This window comes from Spirosoma taeanense, assembly GCF_013127955.1.
Lineage (GTDB): Bacteria > Bacteroidota > Bacteroidia > Cytophagales > Spirosomataceae > Spirosoma > Spirosoma taeanense.
The window spans coordinates 374,812-401,350 of the sequence record NZ_CP053435.1; the positions used below are offsets into that span (position 1 = coordinate 374,812).

Sequence of the window (26,539 nt, forward strand, 5' to 3'; positions counted from 1 at the left end):
GGTCTTAGCAAATCTATAACAAACCAGCACATTTGTTGCATAGTTGCCGGTTTGTTTCCCCACGTTAGAATCGGGATATTTGCGCCCAATTCATCGTTAACCGAATGCCCGACGACGTTTCCCCGCTGCTCCTTGCTCTGACCGTTGCCCTCTTAAGCCTGCCGTTTGCGGGGTTCCTGGTGGTGGCTGGCCTGAATCGGCGTATGGCGGGGCCGCTGGCCGTCCTGCTAACCGCTGCCGGACTGGTGCTTTCAGTACTGCTGGTTATTTATCTGCCTGCGCAGCCAATGACGTTTCGGGCCGATTGGGCCACGGTGTCGGGCGTGTCGTTTGGGATTAGTTTTCGGCTGGACACTTTAACGGCGCTCATGCTGGCTGTGGTTCATTTTGTGGCCCTGCTAGTGCAGATTTACTCGCTTTCATATCTGCACGATGAGCCAAAGTTCTCGCGGTATTTTGCGTATTTACAGTTGTTTGTCGGGGCTATGCTCGGGATTGTGCTCGCCGGAAACCTCCTGGTGATGTATGCGTTCTGGGAACTGGTGGGGCTGGCGTCTTACCTGCTCATTGGTTTTTACACGGAGCGTCCGGCCGCGAGTCAGGCCGCCAGAAAAGCGTTTCTGATGAACCGGGTTGGGGACATTGGGTTTCTGATCGGCATTTTCCTGACCTACTACCATTATGACACCCTTGAACTGGCTGCACTGACCGCCGACGGCGTTTATCTGATGCCTTCAACGGCAGTTGGTTTATGTCTGTTTATGGGCTGCGTTGGTAAGTCAGCGCAGTTTCCACTCCTGAGCTGGCTTCCTGATGCCATGGAAGGACCAACACCCGTGTCGGCTTTGCTCCACGCGGCCACGATGGTGGCGGCCGGGATTTTTCTGCTGGCACGTATCCATCCGCTGCTTTCATCCGATGCGCTGGTGGTCATTGCGCTTGTAGGCACTATCACGACGTTATGGGGCGGTTATTCGGCCCTTTTCCAGACCGATATCAAGAAGGTGCTGGCATTCTCGACCGTATCGCAGCTAGGCCTTATGGTGGCCGGCATGGGTACGGCTAACGTCAGTGGTGCCATGTTTCATCTCTTAACCCATGCCTTTTTCAAAGCGGGGTTATTTTTAAGTGCGGGAGCGGTAATTCACGCGGTCCAAACGCAGGATATGCGTCAGATGGGGGCGCTGCGCCGGTCGTTGCCGACAACCTTTGTTGCTTACACGATCTGCGCAGCAGCGCTGTCAGGGCTGCCGCTATTCTCTGGCTTTTTGTCAAAAGAGGCTATTCTGGGCGGAGCCTTTACCTGGGCCGATACGCAGCAGGGTGGTCTGGCTTATTTTGTGCCGGTAACACTCTTACTTTCGTCAGGGCTGACGGCACTGTACATGGCCCGCCAATGGCGATTAATTTTTTTCGGAACCTACCGGAACGAAGCCGTTCCGCCCACCCAGGCTCATGAGCCCGACTGGCTTATGCGCGGGCCGGTGATCGTGCTGGCTGGCCTGTCGGGGTTTTTCTGGTTTTCAGTGAATCCAGCTTCAGCGCACGGAAGCTGGTTTTTCCAGGTGTTCCCAACAGGTGAAGAATCATCAATCGTATGGTTAGCTCCGGCTTCGATCCTGTTGGTACTGGCTGGTGGCTGGCTGGGCTTCCGAATGAACGAGCCGCACTATAATCGCAGTTACGTACGCTTGTCGGTTGAATACGGCTTTCTGGATACGATTTATAAACACGTCCTCATCAACCCATGCCTTAAACTGGCCTCTATTTTTAACCGTACCGATCAGCGCGCTGTTGATGGTGTGGTGAATGGAGCGGGAATGTGGACAGTGGTGCTGGCTCATATTGCTAATGGGCTGGATCGCTACGGTGTAGACGGATTGATCAATGGCGTGGCCTGGCTGGCGGGTCGGCTAGGCCAATTAACGCGCTCGGTGCAGAATGGTCGCGTACAGTCGTACATCACGGTGGCCGTAGTCGGGTTGCTGCTGGTGCTTTGGTGGTTGCTATAACAGAACCGGCAGCAGGAAGCTGTCGGAAACGATTTATGATTCTTTCGCTACTAATTTTCCTGCCGTTGTGCGGATCGTTGCTGGTTGTTTTCTTGCCAGAAAGTCACGCAACGCGTTTTCGGTGGATTGCGCTGGGCATAACCCTGATCGAAGTAGCTCTGGCGGCTCTGGCCTATGCGGCTTTCGATCCCACGCAGGCCAATTATCAGCTCCTGGAACAAACCGGCTGGATCACGTTATCACTTGGAAACCTGGGCGTCGCGTCAATTGACTACCTGGTTGGCGTCGACGGAATAAGCTTGCCCTTGGTGGTGCTGTCGGCGGTGGTTATGCTGATTGGCGTTGTCTCATCCTGGAACATAACGCATCGGCAGAAAGCCTATTACGCCCTATATCTGCTGCTGACCGGTACGATTATGGGTTGTTTCGTTGCCCTGGATTTCTTTCTGTTCTTTCTGTTTTTCGAGTTCATGCTGCTGCCGATGTACTTTCTCATCGGTTTGTGGGGCGGCCCCCGCCGGGAGTATGCATCAATTAAATTCTTTCTCTATACCCTGCTGGGCTCTCTGCTGATTCTGCTCGTCATGATCGGGCTGTATCTGTCCGTTATGGACCCAGTCAGCACCGCCGTCGCCGTGGGCTTTGTCGAAGACCCATCCGTTGTTACGAGTGAAATTATCCAGATTCTGCAGGCTCACCTGCGAAACGGACAGATTAACCCGGCACAGGTCGTTCATACCTTCGACATGCGCTATCTGGCCGACGGCGGTAATTACCTGCCTGATGCGTTTCTCAACCCCGCGTCCGAACCAATTGTGCTAGGGCTTCCGGTTCGTATGCTGGCCTTCTGGGCGGTGTTTATTGGTTTCGCTATCAAACTGCCCATCGTGCCTCTGCATACGTGGCTACCCGATGCCCACGTCGAAGCCCCAACGCCTGTATCGGTCGTGCTGGCGGGTGTCCTGCTGAAAGTCGGTGGTTATGGCTTTCTGCGAATCGTCTGGAATTTCTTCCCGGATGGTGCCGTTGAGTACGCCCAGGCTCTCGCAGTCTTGGGAACGCTGTCTATTGTGTATGGTGGCCTGAACGCTCTGGCGCAGAATGACGTCAAGAAAATGATTGCCTATTCGTCGGTATCGCACATGGGCTTCGTGCTGCTGGGTGTAGCGTCCTTAACGGCCGAGGGCGTCAACGGCGCCATTTATCAGATGGTGAGTCATGGCATCCTGTCGGCCATGTTATTCCTCATTGCGGGCGTTGTGTATGACCGCACCCATGACCGGCGTATCGACTCCTACCGGGGCCTGATGCAGCCCATGCCGCAATACGCGACGCTCACGGCCGTGGCTTTTTTCGGATCACTGGGGTTGCCGGGCTTCTCTGGATTCGTGGGTGAGCTGTTTACGCTGATGGGCAGTTTTCAGTCGACCTGGCTGCCTGGCTGGCTGACGGCCGTTGCCACCACCGGAATTCTGCTGGCGGCTGCTTACTTCCTATGGTCGCTTCAGCGTATGTTTTTCGGCTCATTCTGGAGTCGGCACGAAACAGCATCCGCCAATGGCCTGTCGGTCCTGACCGATCTGACCGGCCGTGAGAAGCTAATGCTGATTCCGCTGGGTGCGCTGGCTCTGGTGTTTGGCCTCTTCCCGAATCTTATTTTCAACTTGACCGGTGCCACAGTCGGACAGTGGCTGGTGAAGTTTGCGGTGGAGTAAATTTACCGGCCATAGCGTCTCCGGCGAAGGACCTGCCAGACCACGCCAACCAGCCCTACCAGTGCCAGCGGGCCCAGCAAATTGAGCAGTTGCCAGCCGGTACGACCCGCGTTCATTCGAATTTTGTCTAATGGCCGAAGCGTAACGGTCCGGGCGCGGGCCGCGATAACGCCATTGGGGTCCACCAGGTAGTCAATCGCGTTTAGGGCGAAATCCTTGTTGGCAAAGGTCGTCCGCGTGAAGCGATCGAAGCCAAGTGGATAGGGCGCGTTACGTTTGTAATCCACATCGTTTACAATCAGGTCGCCATCCGAGCAAACCAGCACGCGTGAGGGTTCACCTTCTGGCCGAAAACCATTGGCGCGCGGATCGCCCGGCAGGATTCGGTTTGCAAAAATGGACTGAAACCGCCCTTCCAGCAAACAGCCAACGATGCGGACGCCCCCGGTATACATTTGTGGGTCGGGTTGCTGGCGAGCTTCATTATAGGAAATTAGGGCAGGGGCTTTCAGGACTTGGGTGTAAGGCGAAGTCAGCAGTAGGGGGGTTTTACGGATGCCCGGTGCCCGCACCGTATCCAGCGTACTGACAAATCGGCCCAGGACCGCGTCGAGGTTGCGTACAATGGGGTTGCCGCTGGTACCGAAGTTGTTCAGCAGCGGATAGAACCGCCACGGCATAAGCTGAATATTGGGCTTGTCGCCCAAATTCCCGACGTTGAGCGGAATAGGCGCGCAGTATAAATCTTTCACTACGTCGCGGTTGACGCGGACTCCCCAGCGAAAGAACAAATCGTCCAGGTTCAAACTTAGCGGTTGAGCGTAGTTTCCTTCATTGCTGACACTATCGACCCGTTGCCCATCCACAAAAAAGAGCGCCCGTCCACCGTTGACAACGAACTGATCGAGCTTGAATACTTCATCTTCCGAGAACGGCCGGTCGGGTTTGGGGACCAGAATGGCTTCCAGCCCCGCAATGGGGCCGGGTTTAGTCATGTCAATGAAAAACAGATCGTAATTTTCCTGAACCGAGGCCAGCAAATCGGCAAAGCGCGAAGGCGGCACCTGCGTATGACCATACAGGAGGCCGACCCGCCGGCGACTACCTTCCGTTTGGGTTAGTTTACGAATTGCTGATGCCAACTGAAATTCCACGCCCTCATAAGACTGATTCAACTGCTCTTCTTTAGAAGCCGCTTTGTTGCCCTTGAGCAGCAGTATGGTTGTTTCTTTTCCTTTATAAGAGACAACCGCGCCGGGGAAAATGAGCTTTTCGGTTCGTTTGCCGCTTTCGCTGGCGACCAGGTTGGTTGGCAGCAACCCCCGTTGCTGAAGTCTGTCAATGAGCTTATTCTTCTCGGCGGTATTGGTGATGGCGTCCGGGTCGATGAACCGGTACGTAAGCGATTGACCCGCGCTGGCCTGAAACTCGTCGAGCGTTTCCCGAACAGCATTTTCGAGTCGTTTGAAAGCCGGGGGCAGGTCGCCTGTCAGGTAAACATCTATATGAACGTCGTCGGGCAGATCGGTTAACAGAGTCTGCGTTGCTCCGGAGAGCGTGTAGCGCTTTTCCTGGGTAAGATCGAGCCGAAAAAAGACAAATGCCGACAGAATATTGACGGCGATTAAAGCAGCAAGGATAATTAGTAGACGAGTATGCTTCATTCTGGACTATAAACGTACAGGCGGGCGGTAAGGTCTTTCCCGATCAACGTTTTTTCATCCTGTCTATGTTCCGCCTGCATTGACCAGTTCGGTTTGTGCTCTCCGTTACGGGTAAATATTTAGGTTCGGCTTAGCTAGATTACGTGTAATTAATCGGACGAGAACTCAGAGAAAAATGCCGGAAGAACATTTATTTTTCATTGCTCACGCAACCCGGTGAAGACACTTACCGTAATGGCTTTTGAACCGGTTCAACTGTTCAGTTTCTCACCTCTCTAAACGCAGTTGACACAATGATACGCCTTACTTTTTCTGCCCGTTCGCTAACGCTGGCGGCTTTACTAACTGTGGCTGCTTTCGCCTGCAAGCAGGATGATTCAGCTCCGCCGGCTCCTGATCTGGCGTTAGGAACAACATCGCTTGGTCGGGTCCTGACGGGTGAGGGTGGCCGAACGCTGTATTTTTTTGCGCCCGATGCCAACGGGAGCGCCAACTGCGCCGGAACCTGCAAAGACAACTGGCCCGTATTCTTTAAAGAAACGCCAACTATGAGCAGTGACCTAACTGCGGCCGACTTTACGACGATTACCCGCACTGATGGTAGTAAACAAACTGCCTATAAAGGCTGGCCTCTGTATTATTTCAAAAATGACGGTAAAGCCGGCGACGTTAATGGCGAAGATGTGAACAGTGTCTGGTTTGTAGCTAAGCCTAACTATACGGTACTGATTGGCTCGGGCCAGTTGAAAGGTCAGGACGGAAAACTGTATACCAGCGATTACAAGGAAGGAACCGGCAATTCATTATATTTAACCGATAACGTTGGTCGTACTCTTTACGGCTTTGTGAACGATAAAAAGAATAAAAACAATTACACCAAAGCCGATTTGAGCAACGAAGCTGCCTGGCCAATTTTTGAAGGCCCACTCAATGAAATCCCGTCGACTCTGAACAAAGCTGATTTTGCAACAATCACGGTATTCGGCCGGACGCAGGTTACCTACAAAGGCTGGCCGCTCTATTACTTTGGTGGCGACCAGAATCTGCGGGGTAACACAAAAGGAGTTAGCGTGCCCAGACCCGGCGTTTGGCCAATTGTTAACGAAGCTACAGTTGAAGCCCCGTTGTAAGATTGACTGGTTGAACCGTAATGCCGAATGTTAACGGATCGATTGGGACATAAATGTGTCAGGCTCCGGCAATGATTTAATTTTATAACTGTACTGCTTTCGTACATGGCCAATGCTCCCGCTATACCGCCCCTGCCCGACCTGCTGGCGGGTTGCATGCGCAACCACCGGCGTAGTCAGGAGCTGCTCTACCGGCAGTTCTACGGGTATGCAATGGGGGTTTGCCTGCGGTATGCACCTACCCGCGAAGGCGCTCTGGAGGTGCTGAACGATGGCTTTTTGAAGGTGTTCACCCGGTTGGAGCAGTATGATTCCGCGCAGCCGTTTAAGGCCTGGCTCCGGCGAATTCTGATCAATACAGCCGTGGATCATTACCGGCAGGAAGTACGTCATTTTTACCACGAAGACGTCGAACGGGCCGATCAGGCTCCGGCTCCGGACTCGGTCGATGTCTATAGCCGGCTGGCTCATGACGAACTAATGGGACTCATTCAACGGTTGTCGCCCGCCTACCGGCTGGTATTCAACCTATTTGTAATTGATGGATTCACGCACGACGAGATTGCCGAACAACTCGGCATCTCGGTCGGAGCGTCGAAGTCAAATCTGGCCCGGGCGAGGGAAAACCTGCGGCAGTTACTGAAACAACTGAATCACGATGAGTATGCAAGAGCTAACCGATGACCAATTGGACGGACTCTTCAGAAAATCGGCTGAAGAGTTTGAGCCCCCCTTTGACCCGACTGCCTGGCAGGCAATGCAGAGTCAGTTAGACGATCAGAAGCAAGGTGTATTCTGGCGGAACCTGTTACGTCTGGGATTACCAGTCCTGCTGCTCTTGCTGCTAGTCGGGAGCTGGTACGTCTATCACACGATGAAAACGACAGATACCTTTGCTCGCCGGCAGGTAAGTGTATCTGGCAATAACACTTCGGGTTCAGCAGACACGAAGGTTTCCACTCGCGCTGGAACAGACCCGTCGAAAGCAGGTAGTCGGCCAGACGAGCGACGGGGGAATCGCAAAGGACCAGCGTTCAGTGAAACGCTGGCAGAGGACGGTCAGTCTGGGCTGCAGAATACAGCGACTGCTAACCGCCCGGAGCCAGTTGAAGCCGGACGGTCAGCAGCGAGCACAAAGCCAACCGAACGGCCCGATCCCGCAGTGACAGCCGTATCTGGCAAAACAAGCGCGCCGATCGGGCCTGAAGGACAAGCACTGGCTCGTATCAGTCGGCAAGTTAATGAAGTCCGAGCCGCCAGAGGGTCCGTGCCAAACGCTGTAAATGAGCCCAGGCGATCCAGTCAGAGCCCCAATAGCCGGTTGGCTAATGGGGATGCAAGCGTAATGCGTATAACGCCGTCGCGTAGTAAGCGCCGGACAAATGTGAAAACTCGCGAGCAAAGGAATAGGGATTTTTTCGCGGGGGCGTATGCGACAAATGACCCATCAACGTTTACTAAACGGTCAGAAAACCTAACGGCTGATCGAAATTCTCAACCCTCGGCACCGGCCATACCCGAAGTGAATAAGTCTGACCGGCTGCTTTATCCAACGCCAGCTCAATTGACCGGCCTTCCGGGTCAATGGCCGGTGCCGCTGGGTTTTGTAGATCGGGAGGTGGTTATGCCGGAAGATGGCGAATCTCAGTCCGAGCAGCAGGTAAAGCCTTCCCGGCTGACGGGGTTAAGCGTTCGGCTGGTGGTAGCGCCGGATCTGACCGTGGTAGGTCTGAAGAATTTTACCCGCCCCGGAACAAATGTAGGCCTGCTGGCAGAATATCAGCTAACCCCACGATGGAGCTTCCAGGCGGGTGTGCTGCGCAGTTCGAAAATATATCGGGCTGCGACATCAGACTATAATTGGATGTGGCCCGTGCAGCCGGAGAGCGTAAGCGGTCGCTGCAACATGCTCGACATACCGCTCAACCTGCGTTATGACGTAGCTTTACGGCCGCCGTCTACCGGGCGGGCGCCGAGTCGCTGGTTCGTAAGCGGGGGCGTAACAACCTACGTGATGCTACGCGAAGATTTTACGTACAACTACGCCAACCCAGCCGATCCGCGAATCAAATACCGGCAGTGGAGTACCAAAACCGGTAGATACGAATTCAGTCATTTAAATCTGTCAGCTGGCTACGAACGGTCCTTGAGTCGACGGCTGGCCTGGCAGGTTGAGCCATTTTTAAAGATTCCCCTAAAAGAAGTTGGGTATTTCAAGCTCAATCTGATTAGCACGGGTGCCTTTTTTTCGCTGCGCTATCGTTTCTGATGTATTGTTTACCCCAGTGTTCGCTTATTCATTCATGTACCTATACTAAACATTAATCCCATGCAGAACAACCCAACCACCAACGATTCAATGAAGCGCGGAGAGTTTCTCAGGTCTCTCGGCCTGAGCAGTGCTGCTTTAATGGCTTTTTACTGCATGGGAACCCTATCGTCCTGCTCAGGTAGTGACGATGATCCGGCGCCCGCCGTTAACTCATCTGCCGGATTGACGGGTAATGCGGATACCACTAAAGGGGCTATCAACTTCACACTCGATCTGACTAATGCAGATTTTAAGGCGCTTAAAACCGAAGGCCAGTATGTTAAAGCAGGCAGTGTCATCGTGGCCAATACAAAAGGCAATAAGTACGTAGCGATTCAGCGTCTGTGTTCGCATGAGCTGCAGGACGGAATCTCGTACCGGCTGGCGTCCGATGATTTCGGCTGTAGCGTGCACGGGTCGGTCTTTGCAACGAATGGAGCGGTGAAAGTGGCCGTCGGGGGGCCTGGTCAGCCAGCCATGAAGGTATATAAAGCTACTCTTAGCACAGACGGCAACAAACTTCAGGTATCTGAATAGAAGAAGCATAACCAGTATCGATTGCCTGATTCCGCCCATAAATCCGTATTTCTTCGCCCGTTGCTTTATGAAACTCTTCCTGACCGGACTAATTAGTTTTTGGCTGTATACCCTGTCTGTTTTCGGTTATACCCTTCCTGACGTCGTTACTCAGGCCGGGGCTGTTGCTGATACCAACGTTACGCCCGGATTAACGGTAACCGTAACAAAATCTGACACGCTGCCTCCTACCGGAAACACGGCCGATGACCTGCTGGCAGGCCTGACCGATTCGAGCGAAGTCCAGCCATTATTACCCCACAGGATGCTGTTTACGCAACGGGCGTTCTGGGGGCCGAAGGGACTGCTGCGAACGATAAACGTGGCTCCGCTGACGCCCGAGAGTCGCGCCCGCGAATTGAAAGTTCGCCGGACGATGCTTGTCACGCACCAGATTGGCGGATTCGTCACGCTGGCGGGCTTTGTGGCGCAGGGATTGCTCGGGGCCAAGTTGTATAATGCAAAGGGCGAAGATTACCTGAAGACCAAACGCTGGCACGAACGCACGGCGACGTTCATCAACATTACGTATGGCACTACGCTGGCTCTGTCACTGACCACCCCACCCCCAATTGTAGGCGCTAAACGAGGTTTCACGTCGATTAAGCTCCACAAATACCTGGCTATTGTCCACCTGACGGGCATGGTTGCCACGAATATTCTGGCGCATATGATCCAGAAGGACTTCAGCCTGAAACCATATCACCGGGCGGCTGCCTATACCACATTTGGGGCCTATGCCGCTTCCGTCGTTGCGTTAACCTTCTAACTTTATGAAGAAATACCCGCTTCTATACGGCTACGTTGTAGCCACGCTGTTGCTTTGTGCCTTTGCGGCACCACAGGCCAAGCGCAAACTAATGGCCGATAAGACCCAGTCGACCGTTGTCTATTCCGCCAAGCACCCCCTGCATCAGTGGGAAGGCATTAGCCGCGACGTTAACTGCGCAGTTCTTTACAACGATGAGACAAAACAGCCCGAAAGTGTGGCCGTTTCTGTCAAGGTAGCCTCGTTCGACAGTGACAATAACAATCGGGACTCGCACGCGCTGGAAGTACTCGACGGCCTGAAGTATCCTAACGTTACCTTTGTGAGCTCAGATGTGAAGGCAGGTGATAACGGAGCGCTCACAGCCAGAGGGAACCTGACGTTTCATGGCGTTACAAAGCCCGTTACGTTGCAGGCAGTTCGGAAGGAGGCCGGCGGGAAAATGATTCTTACGGGCGAATTTCCAATCAATATCAGTGATTATAACGTGGAGCGGCCGTCTCTGATGGGCTTGAAAATCGAGGATCAGATGACGCTTCGCTTTAAGGCTGTCTTTACAATCTGAGGGCCTTTCACTCAATTTATTACGTCGTTGCCGGGGTCTTGTGTAGTTTCGTTGCAGTTCAAGACCAATTTCCGAATCGTCAACGCATGATTTACCCGACTTTGCCCACCTGGCTGGCTTCTCACCGCTTTACGTATAAACCCGATGATGTGTCGGATAAGCGGCTGAGTGACCTGCGTACCCGTCTGGGTCAATTCCGAACGGACGCGCCGGAGGTATCTATCATTATTCCTGCTTACAACGAAGAAGAGAGTTTGCTGAATATGCTCTCGTCGCTGGGCAGCCAGCAGACGCGCTACCGCACCGAACTCATTGTTTCCAATAACAATTCTAAAGACCGTACGCAGGAATTGCTGGATGCCTGTGGGGTCCGGTCGCTGTTTGTGACAGACCAGGGAGCGGCTTTTGCCCGGCAGGCCGCGCTAACGGCTGCGCGGGGGAAATATATTCTCAATGCCGATTCCGACTGTTTGTATCCGCCCGGCTGGATCGACGCACTGGTCGATCCGTTGCAGGACCCGGCCATTTCGTGCACCTACAGCACGTACTCGTTTGTGCCGAGTGAGACAAATCCTCGCTGGGCATTGATCCTGCATGAAACGGCGGCCCGCTTCGCGTTTTATCTGCGCCGGCGCCGGGGCTACGAGTGTGTGAACGTTATGGGATTCAGCTGTGCGTTTCGCCGGAAAGATGCGATGAGCGTTGGCGGTTTCAACACATCCTTTAAACGGGGTCAGGATATTGAGAGTGATGATGGCTGGATGGCCATGCTGCTGCTCAAAAAAGGCCGCATTCACCGGGTAACGTCTGAAGCCGGGCACGTCTGGAGCAGTGACCGCCTGCTGGCCCGCGACGGTGGTGTTCTGAAAGCCATCTATAAACGAGCACTATTTGAAGTTAAACGTGTTGGCTGGTACCTACGCCCCGCCGACGTTGAGCCCGCGTCCACAAAACCCTGATGATTACCGGGTATATCAACAAGAAAGCCTCCGCGCAGAACTCACTCTACGCGGAGGCTTTTTTAGGTGACCAATGTATGGCCAATCCGGTTGTCTAAAGCCAAGGCTAGGCCATTGCGGCTCGGCGGGCTAGTACAGCACTGATTAAAATGAGTAGTGCGCCCAGTAAAAACGGCGCACCCGGAAAATAAACCGGCGCGTTTGAAGCGGTGAAATACGAGAACAGATTAGTCATAATAAGCGGCCCAACGATAGATGTCGTGCTGGTCAGGCTCGTAAGTGCGCCCTGTAATTCGCCCTGCTCATTAGGGGGTACCTGATTGGAAATGATACCCTGAACTGACGGTCCCGCGATGCCGCCCAGCGCATAAATACCCATGAACGCAAACATCATCCAGCTTTGACTGGCAAAGGCAAAGAGCGCGAAACCAATGGCGCTGAACATCATACCGACGTATACAGACCGGCGTTGACCTAATTTAGGAATGATAACCCGGCTTAGACCACCCTGTACAATCGCAAAGGAAACCCCAATAGCAGCCAGTGAGAGGCCAACCGTTTTCTCGTCCCACTTGAATTTTTCCATCGTGTAGAACGTCCAGGTTCCCTGTACGGCAAAGCCCGCAATGTAAATCAGCACCAAGGATGCGACTAAGCCGAGGATAACGGGATAGCGACCTAAATTCATCAAAGAACCAACCGGATTGGCTCGTCGCCAGTCGAATGGCCGTCTGTTTTCGGGCGAAAGTGACTCTGGCAGGATAAAAAACCCGTATAGAAAGTTAAGCATCGTTAAGCCGGCCGCGACAAAAAAAGGAACTCGTGGACCGTACTGGCCCAGAAATCCTCCTACGGCTGGACCCAGGATAAACCCTACGCCAAAGGCCGCACCAATTAGTCCAAAGTTCTGCGCTCGTTTCTCCGGCGTACTGATGTCGGCAATATAAGCACTGGCCGTTGTAAAGCTGGCACCCGTAATGCCGGCCAGCATCCGGCCGACAAACAGCCAGCCAATACTCGGCGCAAACCCCTGGAATAGATAATCGATGCCAAAGCCGAATAACGAAAACAGCAGTACCGGCCGACGCCCGAACTGGTCGCTCAACCCGCCCAGAATTGGCGAAAAGACGAACTGCATCAGAGCATAGGAAAACGTTAGCCAGCCGCCGTAACTGGCCGCCTGGCTGATGTTACCGTGAATCAGTTGCTCAATTAGCTTTGGAAAAACGGGAATGATGATGCCCAGCCCCGTAACGTCAATCAGAAGGGTAATGAAGATAAAAGCGAGCGCGGGCGCGGTACGTTTGGAAGCCATAAAATGACGAATGCTGCATGCTAAATGACGAATGACCGGTTAATTATCATTCATTATCAAGCGTGCAGCATTCATTTTACGCGTAAGTATTCAGCATCACGGGCATCACCAGCATCAGGATGTCCTCGTTCTCTTCTTTATCAGCCGGAATCAGCAGCCCCGCGCGGTTCGGAGCCGACATTTCCAGCGTAACCATCTTGGCGCTCAGGTTGCTCAGCACTTCAGACATCAACTTCGCGTTGAAACCAATTTCCATCGGATCGCCGTCGTAATCGCAGAGGAGTTTTTCGTTGGCTTCGTTCGAATAGTCCAGGTCTTCGGCTGAGATGGTCAGCGAGTTAGCCTTCAGCGACAGCCGAATCTGGTGTGTTGTGCGGTTTGCGTAGATCATGATCCGCTTGAGCGAGTTGAGCAGATCAGTCCGGCCGATAGTCATGACGTTCGGATTATTGGTCGGAATGGCGTTCTCGTAATCCGGGAACCGCTCATCAATCAGCCGGCAGATAAGCTGCGTCGGTCCAAAGGTGAACGACGCGTTGGCCTGGCTGAACTCGGCCGTAACGGCTACGCCTTCGGGCAACGATGCCTTCAGCAGTTGCAGGGCCTTGCGGGGAATAATAATCGACGTGCTGGCCGACGAGTTGAGGTCAGTCCGGCGGTAGCGAATCAGGCGGTGGCCGTCGGTCGCAACGAAGGTTGCGTTGTCGGCGCTCAGTTGCAGATACACACCCGTCATGGCCGGACGCAGATCGTCGGTGCTGGTTGCAAAGACCGTATTGTTGATTGCGCTGAGTAGGACGTCGGACGTCATCTCAACCGACATGTTTTTGTTTACCGTCGGTAGCTTGGGGAAGTCAATGGGATTTTCGCCGGAGAGCTTATAGCGACCGTTGTCGGTCAGAATCTCGGTTCCGAAGGTGTTTGTATCAATGTTGATTGTTACGGGTTGCTCGGGCAAGCTTCGGAGCGTGTCCAGCAGCAATTTAGCGGGAATGGCAATCGCGCCGTTTTCGCTGGCTTCGACCGGAATCTGCGTCGTCATGGTCGTTTGCAGGTCCGAAGCAGTCACGGTCAATGTACCATCTTCAATCCGAAACAGAAAATTCTCAAGGATCGGCACAATCGGGTTGGTCGCCACGACGCCGTTGATGTTTTGTAAGTTTTTAAGTAGTACGGACGAGGAAACGATGAATTTCATGAGCCAATCGTTTAGGGCGGTTCGTATTTAGATATAAGAACAAAAGTAGCAAAAAAAGCGGACCTCATTTGACTTTTAATGCTTGGCCGCAAAGAACCTTTCGGACGAGTTGTGCTGTTTTCGAAACAAACGTTAACTGGGCTTTATGGAAACCGAAATTGTTAACCGTGTCGCCAGCAGCGGTCTGATTACGCTGGATCTTGAAAACCTGTACCATCCCGGCGAACGGCTGATTTACGATCTGAAAGATAACCTATACATGGGGCTTATGCTGAAAGAAAAAGACTTTCGGGGATTTCTGAAAGAGCACGACTGGAGCCAGTATTCGGGTAAGAACGTAGCCATTACCTGTACGGAAGATGCCATCGTGCCTACCTGGGCGTATATGCTGCTGACGCTGCATCTTCAGCCTTATGCGCACACAACTGTATTTGGAACCCTGACTGATCTGGAAGAAAAACTGTATTTCGAGGCTATTGCACAGATTAATCCAGAAGACTATCGTGATGCTCGCGTTGTTGTGAAAGGCTGCTCCAAAGTTTCGGTTCCAACGTCGGCTTATGTTGAACTGACACGGGTATTACGGCCGGTTGTCCAGAGTCTGCTTTTTGGTGAACCCTGCAGCACAGTCCCACTGTATAAGCGGCCAAAAGCGTAACCATAGTTTTAAAACTTTTCAGATAAAACTTCTGATCTTATGGCTTATAACTAATATAAGTTTCTGAATAACTTTTGAGCGGATAAAATATTCAGACGACACCTTGGAATACATCTATATTGCAATTAGTCTACAAGTAAAAAATTAGTTACATAATTATTTGCCTAGGCGTAGCGTATTATTATATTTGTCCCGTTGGATAAAATATCCACAAGGCAGATTCTCCGATCTGCTACCACACCATACATATTGTACTATATATGAAACATTCGCTGTCAGCGGAAGTCACAAATCGCTTTGCGCCACGCTTAGTCGTCCTGCTTCTTGATCTGACAGTGACGAAATTTGCCTTCCTCTTCGCCTGGACACTACGATTCAATTTTACGGTTGACCTTGCCAACTGGCACTGGAATCATTTTCTGGGACTGTTACTGTGCAGGTTCTTTGTGTTTTTGTGGATCCGGCCATTTGCGGGTATTATCCGGCATACAAGCGTTGAAGATGCGCTGCTGATTGGACAGGCCGTTACGTTAAGCAGTCTGCTGGCGGGTTTGGGTTCCTACGGGCTCAAACTATTGTTTAATGATCCTTTTCTTTATATTCCAGCTTCTATTCTGGCTATCGAATACTTTATCTGCGTTGTATTACTGATCGGCATACGGCTCGCCATCAAGTATCTCTACCACTTGCTGATTACCTCGTCGACTAATGAGTCCCTGTCCGTGCTGATTTATGGAGCGGGCGCTATGGGTATTCACACCAAAGACACCCTCCTTCATGACCGGACTCGTAAATACCGGATACTGGGATTCATCGATGACAATCCGGCTAAAACTCAGAAAACCGTACAGGGAGTTCGGGTATTTAGCCTTCGGGAGGCCTCTACCCTATTTTTGCAGGGAACGCATAAGCCGGATGTAATTCTGGCAATCGATGCGTTACCGGTTCGTCGACGTAATGAAATTGCCAATTTCCTAATCCAGTATCAGGTTAGCGTTAAGATTGTGCCGTCGGCTCAAAGCTGGATCAAAGGCCGGTTAAGCACCGGACAGATTCGCGATGTTCGGATTGAAGACCTGCTCGGGCGACCACCAATTCAACTGGACAATGCCGCCGTAAGTGATATTGTGCGGGGACAGGTAACCTTGGTTACGGGCGCTGCCGGCTCCATTGGCAGCGAACTGGTTCGGCAACTGGTGCTCCACAAGCCGCGCGAGATTGTGCTGGTTGATCAGGCTGAATCAGCCCTGTACGACCTTGTTTTTACATTACGTCATGAGCTGGGCGATAAGCTGACGGGTACCGTGTTGTCAGTTCAGATTGCCGATGTGACCGATGTCGAGCGAATTCGGCGAACCTTTGATACCTATCGGCCCGCGTTCGTTTTCCATGCAGCCGCCTATAAACACGTGCCGCTGATGGAAGACCATCCATACGAAGCGGTAAAAGTTAATGCGCTGGGGACGAAGATCGTTGCGGATCTGGCCGTTACGTTCGGCGTGAGCAAGTTTATTATGGTGTCGACGGATAAGGCCGTCAACCCAACGAACGTAATGGGTGCAACTAAACGGCTTGCCGAAATGTATGTGCAAAGCCTGAACGGAACTTCTGAAACGGCATTCATTGCAACGCGCTTTGGAAACGTCCTGGGATCGAGCGGCTCAGTGGTGCCGATTTTTAAGCGGCAGATTGAAGCGGGTGGGCCGGTGACCGTTACCCACCCAGAGGTTATTCGGTATTTTATGACCATCCCCGAAGCCTGCCAGCTTGTGCTTGAAGCGGCCGTTATGGGTAGAGGGGGCGAAGTGTTCGTGTTTGATATGGGCCAGCCGGTACGAATCGCTGATCTGGCCCGGCAGATGATTCGATTATCCGGCTACGAAGTTGATAAAGAGGTTGTGCTGCGATTCACAGGGTTACGTCCGGGCGAAAAGCTATTCGAGGAGTTACTAAACACGACCGAATCGACCCTGCCAACGCATCATCCCAAAATAAAAATTGCCCGGTTACATACGCCCGACGCCGATTGGCTGCAACAGGCAATGTTCCGCCTAAAAGCTGCGTTACGCGCAGATGACAACTTGGGTCTGGTAAATATTCTCAAAGAGTTTATTCCTGAATACATCAGTAATAACTCGCCATACCAGGCTCTCGATACGCCAAACGTGTCGGTAAAGCCTGGCTCAACGGTATAATGTGATCAGGTGTCGCTTCACTTAGCTGCCCGTACCGCCTTCACTTCTTCAGCCGTAACGGCCGACGCCTTGTTGGTGAAATTGCTGCGGATATACGTCAGCACGTCGGCAATCTGACCATCGTGCAGGAAATCGTGCGCAGGCATGGCGTTATCGTACATTTCACCTTCAATTTCCTGACCCTGCAATCCTTTCAGCAACACGTTGATGAGCCGGGTTTTGTCACCCAGCACCCAGTCGGTTCCGCGCAGGGGCGGGTTCAGGTTAGGTACTCCCGAGCCATTCGCCTGATGGCAGGTCAGACAGTTTTGCTCATAAATCACCTGGCCGGGCTGTTTAATCTGAGCAGCTGCTGGTTTAGAGGCAGGTTTTGCGGCCGGGCTCTGGGCCTGGGCGGCTGCAACTGAGAGTGTCAGACTGGTAAATACGCTAAGAAGGAGTTTCATACAGGAACAAATCAATTAGGTTGTTAACTTTTGAATGGCTTACTGGCGCCACTTGAGGGTGTTAAGCAGATGTAGAACGTCTTTGCGAATGTACTGGATAACGGGCTGCAACGAATCATTTTCGGTCGCTGTGTTAAAATACAACGCGCCCCGCAGGAAGTGGGTCGTTGAATCAGTCGTAACAAACTGAACCTGACTAGGGACTTCACCCGATAAATCAATCAGGCTCGCTTCCAGCCCTGACTTCAGCTTGATTTTACGTTGCTCGATTGAATAAGCTTTAATGTTATGCCTGGCGGCCAGTTTATAGGCGTCCTCGAGCATAGCCCGGAGTCGTTTCTGATCGTTCAGAACAGGCTTGTAGGTCAACTGGACGCTGGCGTGGAAGGCTGGATAGTTAATAAAAATCCAGTGCGGTTCCGAGCGGGCAAACGTATCGGGCAGAATCCGGGCCGCTTTGTTGTACTCAAACTGGTAAGGATGCGTGGGTTCGAGGAGGGTATACCTAGGCTCAGGCAGATCCAGACGTGGGTACCCTTTGGGTTTGGGCACGTAATTATCGGATGAGCTGTTGCCGCAGGCGGCTGCCAGCAGGCCTATGAGCAGAAAGACAGCGTACTTTACCACAATTAATTGGACTTGTCGGCGGAGTGACAATGAAAAGAACGAAAAAGCCCGGCGGTTTGGTGCCGGGCTTCTGCTAAAGTATCGGCGGTCTGTTTACGAGTTCACCGTTTCGAGTTCCTCCTGACGAACAGGCTGGCCCATCAGCGTAGCAAAGCGGTTGATGTTGAACGTCGGCTCAAACCAGACTTCACCCATTACCGGATGCCGTACTGGTACGTCGGGATTCTGAATTTCGTTCAACAGCAGGCCTGTTTCGCCTGTTGTGTGGCGCTTGACCTGCCGAACGGTATATAGCTGATCGCGCCTGGGCGTCTGGACGCCAAATTCGGCGTAAAAGGCCAGTACCGGGGCGGGAAAACTATCGTTGGTGCAAATGACTTCCATAATTTCTCTCTCCTAAACCGTGCAAAGATAACAGTTTATCGGGCGAAGAGATTCCCGGTTAGTCTTCAAACAGATTCCCTAACTGCCCAAGCACGGAACCGCCTTCCTTGTGAGACTGAGCACCGTAGGGAGCCAGCCGCTGCACTAGTTTGGAAATCGGCATCGACTGAATCCAGACTTTACCGGACCCGCGCAGAGTGGCTACAAAAAGGCCTTCACCCCCGAAAATCATGCTTTTCAGGCCACCCGCGCGTTGAATGTCGAAGTTAACGCTTGGCTCAAAGCCCACTACACAGCCCGTATCTACGCGGAGCATTTCGTTATTCAGCGTTCGTTCTACGACTACGCCACCGGCATGAATAAAGGCCATACCGTCGCCCTGGACTTTCTCCAGAATGAATCCTTCACCACCGAAAAAACCTGAGCCCAGCCGTTGGTTGAACTGGATACTCAGCCGGGTACCGAGGGCCGCACACAGGAAAGCATCTTTCTGTACGATCAGCGTATTGCCGTAAATATTGCCCAGGTTAATGGGCATAACCGTACCCGGATAGGGGGCGGCAAAAGCGACCTTCCGTCTGCCAACGCCCCGATTGGTGAAGTGGGTCATGAACAGCGATTCGCCCGTGATCATGCGCGTTCCGGCCTGAAGCAGCTTACCCATGAACCCCTGATTAGGCTGGGAACCGTCGCCCATTTTGGTTTCAAACTGAATACCGTCCTCCATGAAGAGCATGGCTCCGGCTTCCGCAATGACAGTTTCGTTAGGGTCCAGTTCGATTTCAACAATCTGAATGTCTTCGCCGATGATTTTGTAATCAATTTCGTGGGAGTACATGGGCAATAAGCGGGTTTATGATGAGTGATTGGCCGTTTAGATGGGCCGTTTCTGTAGCCGAAAACTACGTATCTCTACCCATTTCTTTGGTTAATTTTCTGACAAACGGCCAAAAAAAAGCCCGACCGGGCTTTTGAGCGGGTCGGGCTTTTTAACGGGGTTTGACGTCATCGGGCAAATCGTTATCCGTTTCGTCGAAGAGTTTTTCATCGTCGTCCGGTTTTTCGTCGTCATCGTCCGGATTAGCGTCGCCCTTCAGGTTCAGATCGGTCCGGTGGCGAAGTTTTTTATCGTCTACGGTCTTGTTCAGAAACTGATTGATCCGGTCAATGTCGAAGCTCGTTGTGATCTCACCGAACGAGTTAATCTGAATATCAAATCCTTCGAGTTCTTTGTGAACCCGGGGTTTCTCACTTTCGTCGGGGTTCGTTTTTTTCTTAGCCATGATTAAGCGGTGTATGCGGTAAGAGATAGGGCGAAAGTACAGGCAAACGCAGTTCCATCAATGGATAGTACCTGATTTAACAACGCCAGCCGGAAACATGTTTAATCGCTTTTTGCCGTCAGCGACCTTGGTAATGCTTATCACCACACTCGATTGGCAATAACGTTGATGATGCTGTTTACGATGAACGCAAGTCCGAATGATACGCCAACCGAAAACTGGGGCAGTAAAAAGACTTGCAGGAAAAGAAACGTAGAGAAGCCCAGTAACCCAATGACAAGTCCACGCAGGATGGCGATGGTCGCGTTACTACCCTGAAGGGTATGCGAGAAAATAGCCAGAACCGAGGTCAAAATAGGAAACGGCGTTAAGATGCCGCTCCAGTTTGGGCCTAAAACGCTAGCCAGGCCCGTAACAACCAGCACAAACAAGGTAGCTACGGCCATACGTATAGGAATATCGAACGGTAAGCGCCGGGCTTTTACGGGTTTATCCGACGTCTTGGGGAAAAATCGTAAGGCGAGCAGGACATACCCGATCACAAGCGCATAACTCAGGTATAGATTGAGTTGAAGAAAATTAAAGACTAAGACCGTAACGGTGTATAAGCCATACGACAGCAGGAGCGTTGGCAGCCAGGTTAATTTGCGGGAAAATGACGAGTAGCTGAGGCTGAAGCTAATCAGGGCCAGGATACCCGTCATGGCCCCCTGAATCGAATGGATACCAAAGGCCTTACCCTGTTCGAGAATAAAGAACAGTAGGATGGCTCCGGCTACCCAGGGCATACTGCCAATCAATCCGCCTATTTTATGCCCCCACCTTCGTATCGCTAGCGTGACAAGCGCTATGATCGTAGGCATGAGCGTCATTTTGAGGAGGAGAATATTCGTCATTACGTTAAAAAGCACCTGCAAAATTGGCGGCTATTTGTCGAATAGCGCTATCCGCCTGCCCAAATAAATCGTAATTTACGTTAAACCAGCCAGTCGGTCAACTGGTAGGCATCGTTCCAGAAATACCACTCCAGACGGCTTGATTGGACGAAGGCTTCCTGCATTTTTTCCTGTTCGGCCGAACTCGCTTCATTCGCCAGCCTTTCGGTTAGATCGAGCATCTGACCGACGACCTGATCGAAGGCGTCGCCAGCGTAAGTGTCAATCCAGGCCTGGTAGGGATTCCGTTCACGAGATTGAGCGTGGATGTATTTACCAACCTCCCGATAAATCCAGAAGCAGGGAAGTACGGCGGCTGCGCCTACGGCCAGCGACTGGGTTGCTGTCATAGCCAGCAGAAAGTTAGTATAAGCAAAGCAGGCTGGCTTCTTCTGCGTTTCGGGCTGGATGTTGTAGAGGTCAAAATTCGTCTCGTGAAGAATCCGTTCTACCCGGATCGCATTAGCTGCAAACTCGGTGAACTGTAGAATGTCGGCGGGGGCGGATGCCTTTACGGACAGCTGCGCCAGTGCCCGGCTAAAATCGGTCAGGTAAAGGGCGTCCTGCTGAATGTAGTACTGAAACTTAGGTGCGGGTAAGGAACCAGCCGCCAGTTCCTGCACAAAGCCGTGCGACACGATAGTTTCGTACAAAGGCGTGATCTGCTGCCAGAGTTGATCGGTGAAGTGCATTGATAGTTGTTTATTGCCAGATAGAAAAGAAGTGGTGAACCGGGCCGTGGCCATGCCCTAACTGATAAGCGGCCCCGGCCTGTAACGCACCCGTGAGATACGTTTTTGCCTGATTAACTGCTTCGCGAAGGGAGAAACCTTTGGCCAAGCCTGCCGCAATGGCTGAGGAAAGCGTACAACCCGTACCGTGCGAGTTGGGCGTGTCGATACGTTTCGTTGGAAACAGAATCTGCTCGTCAGGGGAGATGTACAGCAGGTCTGTGCTCTCGGCGTCGTGTAAATGCCCACCCTTCACCAGAATCGCACCGGGATATTGACGGCCAAGGTCGGCGGCTGCCTGCTGCAGATCTGTGAATGTATTTAAAGGACGATTTAACAAGACACCGGCCTCGGGCAGATTGGGTGTAATCACCGTAGCCAGGGGGAGCAAATGCGTCTTCAGGGCGTCGATGGCTTCGTCCTGCAAGAGTTTGTCGCCACTGGTTGCCACCATGACGGGATCAACTACAATGGTTCGCACGCCAAACCCGGTCAGCGTATCGGCAATGACCCGGATGATATCGGGCGCGTGGAGCATCCCGATTTTAACGGCATTAACGCCAATGTCGCTCAGCACCGATTTAAGCTGCTCAGCCACGAAAGCGGGTGGAACGGAATGAATACCGCTTACGCCCAGGGTATTTTGCGCCGTAAGGGCCGTAATGACCGATAGTCCATAGCATCCCAGAGCAGAAACCGTTTTTAGATCGGCCTGAATACCGGCGCCCCCACCGCTGTCAGAACCGGCAATCGTTAGAACTCGGGTGTATGTTTTCATTGAATTGCGCTAGGGCGTGTTGACAATCAAGCTAATAAAATCAAAGCCGAAGACAGATAAATGAATCCAGCAAAACTCACGGCCGTCTTCTCATAGCGAGTAGCGACCCGCCGGTATTGCTTGAGCTTGTTGAAATAGCGTTCCACTTGGTTGCGCTCTTTGTACAAGTTTTCGTCAATCTGTCGATCTGCCAGTCGATTCTTTTTGGATGGTATCACCACTTGCGTATGGGACTCTGTTAACCAATCAATCAATTCGTTGGCATCATAGCCTCGGTCCGCTAACACCGCATCTGTTTCATAACCAGTCAATAAACCCTTCGCCTGGGTAATATCCGCTCGCTGTCCGACGCTGAGAATAAGCCGCATAGGATTGCCTAAGGCGTCAACAACGGCATGAATCTTAGTCGTCCAGCCGCCCACCGATTGACCTAAGCACTCGCTGGCAGGATCGCTTTTTTTTGACCAGCTGCATGCTGGTGCGCCCGCACCGTCGTGGAGTCAATCATTAGCCAATCTAAGTCCGGTTCCTGCAACTCGTCAAAAACAGTTTTCCATACACCTGCTTTAGCCCAGCGTCGAAAGCGTTGGTAGACCGAGTTCCAGGGCCCGAACCGCTCGGGTAAATCCCGCCAAGGGGCACCCGAGCGGGCGATCCAGATTACCGCATTGATAAATAGTCTATTATCGACGGCTGAACGGCCCACATGACCGACTTTGCCGGGTAGTAAGTGGGCGATTTGTTGCCATTGTTGGTCCGTAATCTCGTAGCGACGCATGGCACAAAATTCCCAATCATTCCTATATTTACCTAATTGTCAACACGCCCTAGTTGGATAAGTTCACGGGCGGCTTCATAAGGCGAATCCTGGCCGCAAATGGCAGATACGACAGCTACGCCCGTTACGCCGGTCTGCATAACCGACTGAACAGTTGTGGCGTTGATGCCGCCTATGGCAAACGTTGGGAGTTGGGTTTGCTGGCAAACGTCCTGTAGACCGGGAAGGCCCAGCAGGCTAACCGTGTCGAGTTTGGTGCCGGTAGCAAAGATGGTAGCAATACCCAGGTAGTCAATATCGGAGTGGCATTGCGCGGCCAGTAGTTCATCTATACTGTTGACGGATAAGCCAATGAGTTTATTGGGACCCAATAGCGAACGAACCAGTGGATACGGCATGTCGTCCTGACCGATGTGTACACCATCAGCATCAACCGCCTGCGCCACATCGATGCGGTCGTTGATAATCAGCCGGGCACCGTAACGTTGTGTAATGGCTTTAAGCGCAGCACCCAGCTCGACAAAGGAGCGGGTCGTCATAACTTTCTCCCGTAACTGAATCCAGCGAACGCCCGCCCGACAGGCCTCTTCCACCACAAACGGCACGGTATGGCCCGCCTGCCGACAGATGACGCTATCAGTGACTAAATACACGGCGTCGCTCATAGCTGACCCAGTTTGAGGTTCGCCGATACGTCCTGCTGCGTCAACTGATAGAGTGTATCCAGGAAATTTAGTTGTAGACTACCGGGACCAAGTGAACGTTGCGCAGCCAGTTCGCCCGTAATACCCATAACCGCCATGCTATGTACAGCCGCCTGGAAATAATTGGTGTTCACCGCGGCAAAGGCAGCCGTCAACGCCGTAGCGGTACAGCCCATGCCCGTTACTTTAGTCATCATGGCATGACCATTCCCTATGGTAGCTACCTGATCGGCTCCAACAATATAGTCCTCTGCCCCGCTAACGACCACTATGCTGCCGAAATCTGCGTTGAGTTGCCGGGCGCTGTCGAGTGCCGCTGAGGAGCCATGGACGCTGTCAACGCCTTTCGTTTGCGCATTCAATCCGGCCAGCGCCATAATTTCCGACGCATTGCCCCGAATGATAGTCGGAGCGGCCAAAGCCATTAACTCCCGACTCACTTCGTTTCGGTACTTAGTGGCACCAACGCCAACGGGATCGAACACAACAGGCTTGCCCAGTTCATGGGCTTTACGCATGGCTCGTTTCATGCCTGCTACAAAGTTCTGATCGAGCGTGCCGATGTTAATAACCAGCGCACTGGCAATGGCAATGAAGTCGTCAACTTCTTCTTCGGCATGTACCATAGCAGGTGAAGCACCCAGAGCTAGCAGGGCATTCGCCGTGTTGTTCATGACAACGAAGTTGGTGATGCTTTGAACAAGAGGAGACTGGAGACGAATCTGCTCAATGTCGTTCCAGATGGATTGGGGTGTTGCGGTCATAACAGGTTGCGTTAAGGAAATACGACAACCTCAGGGGAGAAAAGACCGCAATCTGGCAAGCCAGTAAAGCGAGGCTAACTTTTCCCTACGGCAGTATGAACTGCATCAGGTGATAAGGGTATTCTCTCAGTCAGCCCGACACGCGAACTGACACCCCTAAAGTTGTACGCCAAAGGTAACGGAATTTTTGTCAACTGGCCAACTAGATTAAACACTGTCGGAATTGGCCAGCTAGACGTATTAATCAGTATGCCCTTAGACTATTTGTTATCCAACTCTTTTCATCCAACAAATGCAGGTACGAAAAGTATGTGCGTATTAATTCGGTTGAGGAGAATAATACCGTTTAATAAATCAGGAGATAACTTTCTAATGCTGCTCTACTGCTTGAACACAAGTGTAATACGGCACTAGAATATAGAAAACTATGCGTTCACTCTTAACGTTGCCAGCGCCGTTTCGAGCCGTTGAATTGTTTCGGCTTTGCCGATGATTTCCATCGTTAGCATGAGGTCTGGTCCGGCCCCTGATCCAGTAAGGGCTAGGCGCATAGCCTGCATGATTTTTCCCTGCTTGATACCCGCCTGCTGCATGGCATCAGATAGTGCGTGCTTGATTGAATCGGCGACGAACTCGCCTTCATACCCTTGTAGGGCGTCATGGAAGGCTGTTACGGCGCGTACGGCATCGTCGTTCCATTTCGCAGCCATTACGGCCTCATCGTAGGTAGCAGGTGCGTGGAAAATAGTGCCTGCTTCGTCGAAAATCTCGCGGGCAAAATTGACCCGGCCTTTCAGCAAGGCGACAATCTTCTCAGCCTTGTCAATCGGACACGTAAAGCCAGCGGCTTCGGCTTGTTGCTGCACCGTCGGGGCTAGTTCGGCATCGGGCCGCAGACGAATGTACTGGTGGTTGAACCACTGCGCTTTCTGAATATCGAACCGGGCTCCGGCTTTGTGAACCTGCGCAATGTCGAAGGTGGCAACCAACTCATCCATCGTGAACAGTTCCTGCTCGGTGCCGGGGTTCCAGCCAAGAAGCGCCAGGAAGTTAACGGTGGCTTCGGGCAAATAACCATCTTCCCGGAAACCACGTGCTACCTGACCCGTAACCGGGTCTGTCCATTGCAGTGGGAAGATCGGGAAACCACCTAGGTCTGCGTCACGCTTGCTCAGCTTACCGTTTCCTTCCGGTTTCAACAGCAGAGGCAGGTGCGCAAACTGCGGCATGGTGTCCTCCCAGCCCAGATACCGATACAACAGTACGTGCAGCGGAGCCGAGGGCAACCACTCTTCGCCCCGAATCACGTGCGTAATGCCCATCAGGTGATCGTCCACGATGTTGGCCAGGTGATAGGTTGGGAGTCCGTCTGACTTCAACAGCACCTTGTCGTCAATGGCCGACGAATGCACATTCACCCAGCCACGAATGAGGTCGTTTAGACGGACTTCTTCTTTACGTGGTGTTTTCAGCCTGATCACGTACGGCTCGCCCGAGTCCATCCGAGACTTCACCTCATCGGGATTCATGGTCAGCGAGTTGCGCATCTGCATCCGCGTGATGGCGTTGTACTGAGCAGCTGGTGCATTGGCTTCTTCGAGCCGTTTGCGCATGGCGTCCAGCTCTTCGGCCGTGTCGAAGGCGTAATAGGCTTTGCCCTCATCGACCAGGCGCTGCGCTTCTTTCTGGTAAATCTCCCGGCGTTCCGACTGGCGGTAGGGAGCATGCGGACCACCTACGCCCTGCCCTTCGTCAATTTCAATACCAACCCAGTGCAGAGCGTCCAGGATGTATTCTTCAGCGCCCGGTACAAACCGATTCTGGTCGGTATCCTCGATTCGAAGGAGCATTTTGCCGCCCATTTTGCGGGCAAATAAGTAATTATATAAAGCGGTACGTACGCCACCAATATGCAGCGGACCAGTCGGACTGGGCGCAAACCGTACGCGAACAGGATTTGACATAAATTTTAAAGAGCGAAAGAGTGAATGAGTGAAAGAGCGAATCGAACCGTCGAAGCGAAATAAAAGAGTGAGTTATAG

General features: G+C 52.4%; 26 protein-coding genes and 1 riboswitch. Of the genes, 11 read left to right on the forward strand and 15 right to left on the reverse strand.

All coding sequences use genetic code 11. The features are described from left to right. The first annotated feature begins 104 nt into the window (after window positions 1–104). The gene (locus tag HNV11_RS01670) at window positions 105–2,012 is read left to right on the forward strand and encodes an NADH-quinone oxidoreductase subunit 5 family protein (protein ID WP_171738012.1); all 1,908 of its coding nucleotides are present in this window, start codon (window positions 105–107) and stop codon (window positions 2,010–2,012) included. A gap of 35 nt (window positions 2,013–2,047) precedes the next feature. Next, window positions 2,048–3,727, forward strand: a complete 1,680-nt coding sequence (locus tag HNV11_RS01675; RefSeq protein ID WP_171738013.1) for a complex I subunit 4 family protein — start codon at window positions 2,048–2,050, stop codon at window positions 3,725–3,727. A 2-nt stretch (window positions 3,728–3,729) separates the two neighbouring features. Here HNV11_RS01675 and gldG read toward each other — a convergent pair whose 3' ends face one another. Continuing rightward, on the reverse strand, window positions 3,730–5,391 hold the full coding sequence (gene gldG, locus HNV11_RS01680; RefSeq protein WP_171738014.1) for a gliding motility-associated ABC transporter substrate-binding protein GldG: 1,662 nt from the start codon (window positions 5,389–5,391) through the stop codon (window positions 3,730–3,732). Between the two features lie 293 nt (window positions 5,392–5,684). Between gldG and HNV11_RS01685 the strand changes: the two genes are divergently transcribed. The 7 genes from HNV11_RS01685 (at window position 5,685) to HNV11_RS01715 (ending at window position 11,701) form a co-directional block, all read left to right on the forward strand. After that, window positions 5,685–6,521 (forward strand): hypothetical protein, encoded by an 837-nt coding sequence (locus HNV11_RS01685; protein ID WP_171738015.1) that lies wholly within the window; start codon window positions 5,685–5,687, stop codon window positions 6,519–6,521. 105 nt (window positions 6,522–6,626) lie between these two features. Next, a complete protein-coding gene (locus HNV11_RS01690; RefSeq protein ID WP_171738016.1) occupies window positions 6,627–7,205 on the forward strand; it encodes an RNA polymerase sigma factor in 579 nt (192 codons plus the stop codon). Between the two features lie 838 nt (window positions 7,206–8,043). Next, complete coding sequence (locus HNV11_RS01695; protein WP_171738017.1) at window positions 8,044–8,790, forward strand: porin family protein; 747 nt, start codon at window positions 8,044–8,046, stop codon at window positions 8,788–8,790. A gap of 60 nt (window positions 8,791–8,850) precedes the next feature. Then, window positions 8,851–9,369 carry a Rieske 2Fe-2S domain-containing protein gene (locus HNV11_RS01700; RefSeq protein WP_171738018.1) on the forward strand — a complete coding sequence of 173 codons (519 nt, stop codon included), beginning with the start codon at window positions 8,851–8,853 and terminating at the stop codon, window positions 9,367–9,369. Window positions 9,370–9,436: 67 nt separating this feature from the next. After that, on the forward strand, window positions 9,437–10,177 hold the full coding sequence (locus tag HNV11_RS01705; protein ID WP_240163685.1) for a hypothetical protein: 741 nt from the start codon (window positions 9,437–9,439) through the stop codon (window positions 10,175–10,177). A gap of 4 nt (window positions 10,178–10,181) precedes the next feature. Further along, window positions 10,182–10,742 carry a YceI family protein gene (locus HNV11_RS01710; RefSeq protein ID WP_171738019.1) on the forward strand — a complete coding sequence of 187 codons (561 nt, stop codon included), beginning with the start codon at window positions 10,182–10,184 and terminating at the stop codon, window positions 10,740–10,742. A gap of 86 nt (window positions 10,743–10,828) precedes the next feature. Next, window positions 10,829–11,701, forward strand: coding sequence for a glycosyltransferase family 2 protein (locus HNV11_RS01715; RefSeq protein ID WP_171738020.1), 873 nt, complete (start codon window positions 10,829–10,831; stop codon window positions 11,699–11,701). A gap of 106 nt (window positions 11,702–11,807) precedes the next feature. Here the strand turns inward: HNV11_RS01715 and HNV11_RS01720 are convergent, their stop codons facing one another. Continuing rightward, window positions 11,808–13,016: a TCR/Tet family MFS transporter gene (locus HNV11_RS01720; RefSeq protein ID WP_171738021.1), complete on the reverse strand. Its 1,209-nt coding sequence runs from the start codon at window positions 13,014–13,016 to the stop codon at window positions 11,808–11,810. Window positions 13,017–13,092: 76 nt separating this feature from the next. Further along, complete coding sequence (gene dnaN, locus HNV11_RS01725; protein WP_171738022.1) at window positions 13,093–14,214, reverse strand: DNA polymerase III subunit beta; 1,122 nt, start codon at window positions 14,212–14,214, stop codon at window positions 13,093–13,095. Window positions 14,215–14,359: 145 nt separating this feature from the next. Between dnaN and HNV11_RS01730 the strand changes: the two genes are divergently transcribed. After that, complete coding sequence (locus tag HNV11_RS01730) at window positions 14,360–14,872, forward strand: DUF2480 family protein (RefSeq protein ID WP_171738023.1); 513 nt, start codon at window positions 14,360–14,362, stop codon at window positions 14,870–14,872. 260 nt (window positions 14,873–15,132) lie between these two features. Then, the gene (locus HNV11_RS01735) at window positions 15,133–17,067 is read left to right on the forward strand and encodes a polysaccharide biosynthesis protein (protein ID WP_171738024.1); all 1,935 of its coding nucleotides are present in this window, start codon (window positions 15,133–15,135) and stop codon (window positions 17,065–17,067) included. 17 nt (window positions 17,068–17,084) lie between these two features. Here HNV11_RS01735 and HNV11_RS01740 read toward each other — a convergent pair whose 3' ends face one another. The 12 genes from HNV11_RS01740 to gltX all read right to left on the reverse strand — a co-directional run bounded on the left by HNV11_RS01740 (window position 17,085) and on the right by gltX (window position 26,461). Further along, window positions 17,085–17,513, reverse strand: coding sequence for a c-type cytochrome (locus HNV11_RS01740; protein WP_171738025.1), 429 nt, complete (start codon window positions 17,511–17,513; stop codon window positions 17,085–17,087). 39 nt (window positions 17,514–17,552) lie between these two features. Then, window positions 17,553–18,140 (reverse strand): gliding motility lipoprotein GldD, encoded by a 588-nt coding sequence (gldD, locus tag HNV11_RS01745; RefSeq protein WP_171738026.1) that lies wholly within the window; start codon window positions 18,138–18,140, stop codon window positions 17,553–17,555. A gap of 93 nt (window positions 18,141–18,233) precedes the next feature. Next, window positions 18,234–18,524: a hypothetical protein gene (locus HNV11_RS01750; RefSeq protein ID WP_171738027.1), complete on the reverse strand. Its 291-nt coding sequence runs from the start codon at window positions 18,522–18,524 to the stop codon at window positions 18,234–18,236. A 58-nt stretch (window positions 18,525–18,582) separates the two neighbouring features. Then, the gene (locus HNV11_RS01755; RefSeq protein ID WP_171738028.1) at window positions 18,583–19,362 is read right to left on the reverse strand and encodes a TIGR00266 family protein; all 780 of its coding nucleotides are present in this window, start codon (window positions 19,360–19,362) and stop codon (window positions 18,583–18,585) included. Window positions 19,363–19,513: 151 nt separating this feature from the next. Next, window positions 19,514–19,807 (reverse strand): hypothetical protein, encoded by a 294-nt coding sequence (locus tag HNV11_RS01760; protein ID WP_171738029.1) that lies wholly within the window; start codon window positions 19,805–19,807, stop codon window positions 19,514–19,516. 140 nt (window positions 19,808–19,947) lie between these two features. After that, window positions 19,948–20,670 carry a hypothetical protein gene (locus HNV11_RS01765; protein WP_171738030.1) on the reverse strand — a complete coding sequence of 241 codons (723 nt, stop codon included), beginning with the start codon at window positions 20,668–20,670 and terminating at the stop codon, window positions 19,948–19,950. 113 nt (window positions 20,671–20,783) lie between these two features. Then, entirely contained in the window at window positions 20,784–21,434 is a 651-nt protein-coding gene (gene tenA / locus HNV11_RS01770; protein ID WP_171738031.1) for a thiaminase II, read from the reverse strand. A gap of 10 nt (window positions 21,435–21,444) precedes the next feature. Then, window positions 21,445–22,251, reverse strand: a complete 807-nt coding sequence (gene thiD, locus HNV11_RS01775) for a bifunctional hydroxymethylpyrimidine kinase/phosphomethylpyrimidine kinase (RefSeq protein ID WP_171738032.1) — start codon at window positions 22,249–22,251, stop codon at window positions 21,445–21,447. A gap of 26 nt (window positions 22,252–22,277) precedes the next feature. Beyond that, window positions 22,278–23,029 (reverse strand): IS5 family transposase gene (locus tag HNV11_RS01780; RefSeq protein ID WP_171738033.1). Its coding sequence is split into 2 segments (ribosomal slippage): window positions 22,278–22,714 and window positions 22,714–23,029, totalling 753 coding nucleotides; the frame shifts between segments, so codons are not numbered across the junction. A 32-nt stretch (window positions 23,030–23,061) separates the two neighbouring features. Continuing rightward, complete coding sequence (gene thiE / locus HNV11_RS01785) at window positions 23,062–23,694, reverse strand: thiamine phosphate synthase (RefSeq protein WP_171738034.1); 633 nt, start codon at window positions 23,692–23,694, stop codon at window positions 23,062–23,064. Next, entirely contained in the window at window positions 23,691–24,497 is an 807-nt protein-coding gene (gene thiM / locus HNV11_RS01790) for a hydroxyethylthiazole kinase (RefSeq protein ID WP_171738035.1), read from the reverse strand. Before thiM ends, thiE begins: the two co-directional genes overlap by 4 nt. A gap of 65 nt (window positions 24,498–24,562) precedes the next feature. After that, window positions 24,563–24,665, reverse strand: a riboswitch (TPP riboswitch). 257 nt (window positions 24,666–24,922) lie between these two features. Further along, on the reverse strand, window positions 24,923–26,461 hold the full coding sequence (gene gltX / locus HNV11_RS01795; protein WP_171738036.1) for a glutamate--tRNA ligase: 1,539 nt from the start codon (window positions 26,459–26,461) through the stop codon (window positions 24,923–24,925). Window positions 26,462–26,539: the final 78 nt, after the last annotated feature.

What these genes read in the sequence shown, in the direction of transcription:
- HNV11_RS01685 (WP_171738015.1), top strand. Translation starts at nt 5,685, where the DNA reads ATGATACGCCTTACTTTTTCTGCCCGTTCGCTAACGCTGGCGGCTTTA.
- thiE (WP_171738034.1), bottom strand. Translation starts at nt 23,694, where the DNA reads ATGAGCGACGCCGTGTATTTAGTCACTGATAGCGTCATCTGTCGGCAG.
- HNV11_RS01710 (WP_171738019.1), top strand. Translation starts at nt 10,182, where the DNA reads ATGAAGAAATACCCGCTTCTATACGGCTACGTTGTAGCCACGCTGTTG.
- HNV11_RS01740 (WP_171738025.1), bottom strand. Translation starts at nt 17,513, where the DNA reads ATGAAACTCCTTCTTAGCGTATTTACCAGTCTGACACTCTCAGTTGCA.
- gldG (WP_171738014.1), bottom strand. Translation starts at nt 5,391, where the DNA reads ATGAAGCATACTCGTCTACTAATTATCCTTGCTGCTTTAATCGCCGTC.
- HNV11_RS01670 (WP_171738012.1), top strand. Translation starts at nt 105, where the DNA reads ATGCCCGACGACGTTTCCCCGCTGCTCCTTGCTCTGACCGTTGCCCTC.
- HNV11_RS01690 (WP_171738016.1), top strand. Translation starts at nt 6,627, where the DNA reads ATGGCCAATGCTCCCGCTATACCGCCCCTGCCCGACCTGCTGGCGGGT.
- gltX (WP_171738036.1), bottom strand. Translation starts at nt 26,461, where the DNA reads ATGTCAAATCCTGTTCGCGTACGGTTTGCGCCCAGTCCGACTGGTCCG.
- dnaN (WP_171738022.1), bottom strand. Translation starts at nt 14,214, where the DNA reads ATGAAATTCATCGTTTCCTCGTCCGTACTACTTAAAAACTTACAAAAC.
- HNV11_RS01705 (WP_240163685.1), top strand. Translation starts at nt 9,437, where the DNA reads ATGAAACTCTTCCTGACCGGACTAATTAGTTTTTGGCTGTATACCCTG.
- HNV11_RS01730 (WP_171738023.1), top strand. Translation starts at nt 14,360, where the DNA reads ATGGAAACCGAAATTGTTAACCGTGTCGCCAGCAGCGGTCTGATTACG.
- HNV11_RS01765 (WP_171738030.1), bottom strand. Translation starts at nt 20,670, where the DNA reads ATGCCTACGATCATAGCGCTTGTCACGCTAGCGATACGAAGGTGGGGG.
- HNV11_RS01675 (WP_171738013.1), top strand. Translation starts at nt 2,048, where the DNA reads ATGATTCTTTCGCTACTAATTTTCCTGCCGTTGTGCGGATCGTTGCTG.
- tenA (WP_171738031.1), bottom strand. Translation starts at nt 21,434, where the DNA reads ATGCACTTCACCGATCAACTCTGGCAGCAGATCACGCCTTTGTACGAA.
- thiD (WP_171738032.1), bottom strand. Translation starts at nt 22,251, where the DNA reads ATGAAAACATACACCCGAGTTCTAACGATTGCCGGTTCTGACAGCGGT.
- HNV11_RS01715 (WP_171738020.1), top strand. Translation starts at nt 10,829, where the DNA reads ATGATTTACCCGACTTTGCCCACCTGGCTGGCTTCTCACCGCTTTACG.
- HNV11_RS01750 (WP_171738027.1), bottom strand. Translation starts at nt 18,524, where the DNA reads ATGGAAGTCATTTGCACCAACGATAGTTTTCCCGCCCCGGTACTGGCC.
- HNV11_RS01755 (WP_171738028.1), bottom strand. Translation starts at nt 19,362, where the DNA reads ATGTACTCCCACGAAATTGATTACAAAATCATCGGCGAAGACATTCAG.
- HNV11_RS01720 (WP_171738021.1), bottom strand. Translation starts at nt 13,016, where the DNA reads ATGGCTTCCAAACGTACCGCGCCCGCGCTCGCTTTTATCTTCATTACC.
- HNV11_RS01735 (WP_171738024.1), top strand. Translation starts at nt 15,133, where the DNA reads ATGAAACATTCGCTGTCAGCGGAAGTCACAAATCGCTTTGCGCCACGC.
- HNV11_RS01700 (WP_171738018.1), top strand. Translation starts at nt 8,851, where the DNA reads ATGCAGAACAACCCAACCACCAACGATTCAATGAAGCGCGGAGAGTTT.
- HNV11_RS01760 (WP_171738029.1), bottom strand. Translation starts at nt 19,807, where the DNA reads ATGGCTAAGAAAAAAACGAACCCCGACGAAAGTGAGAAACCCCGGGTT.
- thiM (WP_171738035.1), bottom strand. Translation starts at nt 24,497, where the DNA reads ATGACCGCAACACCCCAATCCATCTGGAACGACATTGAGCAGATTCGT.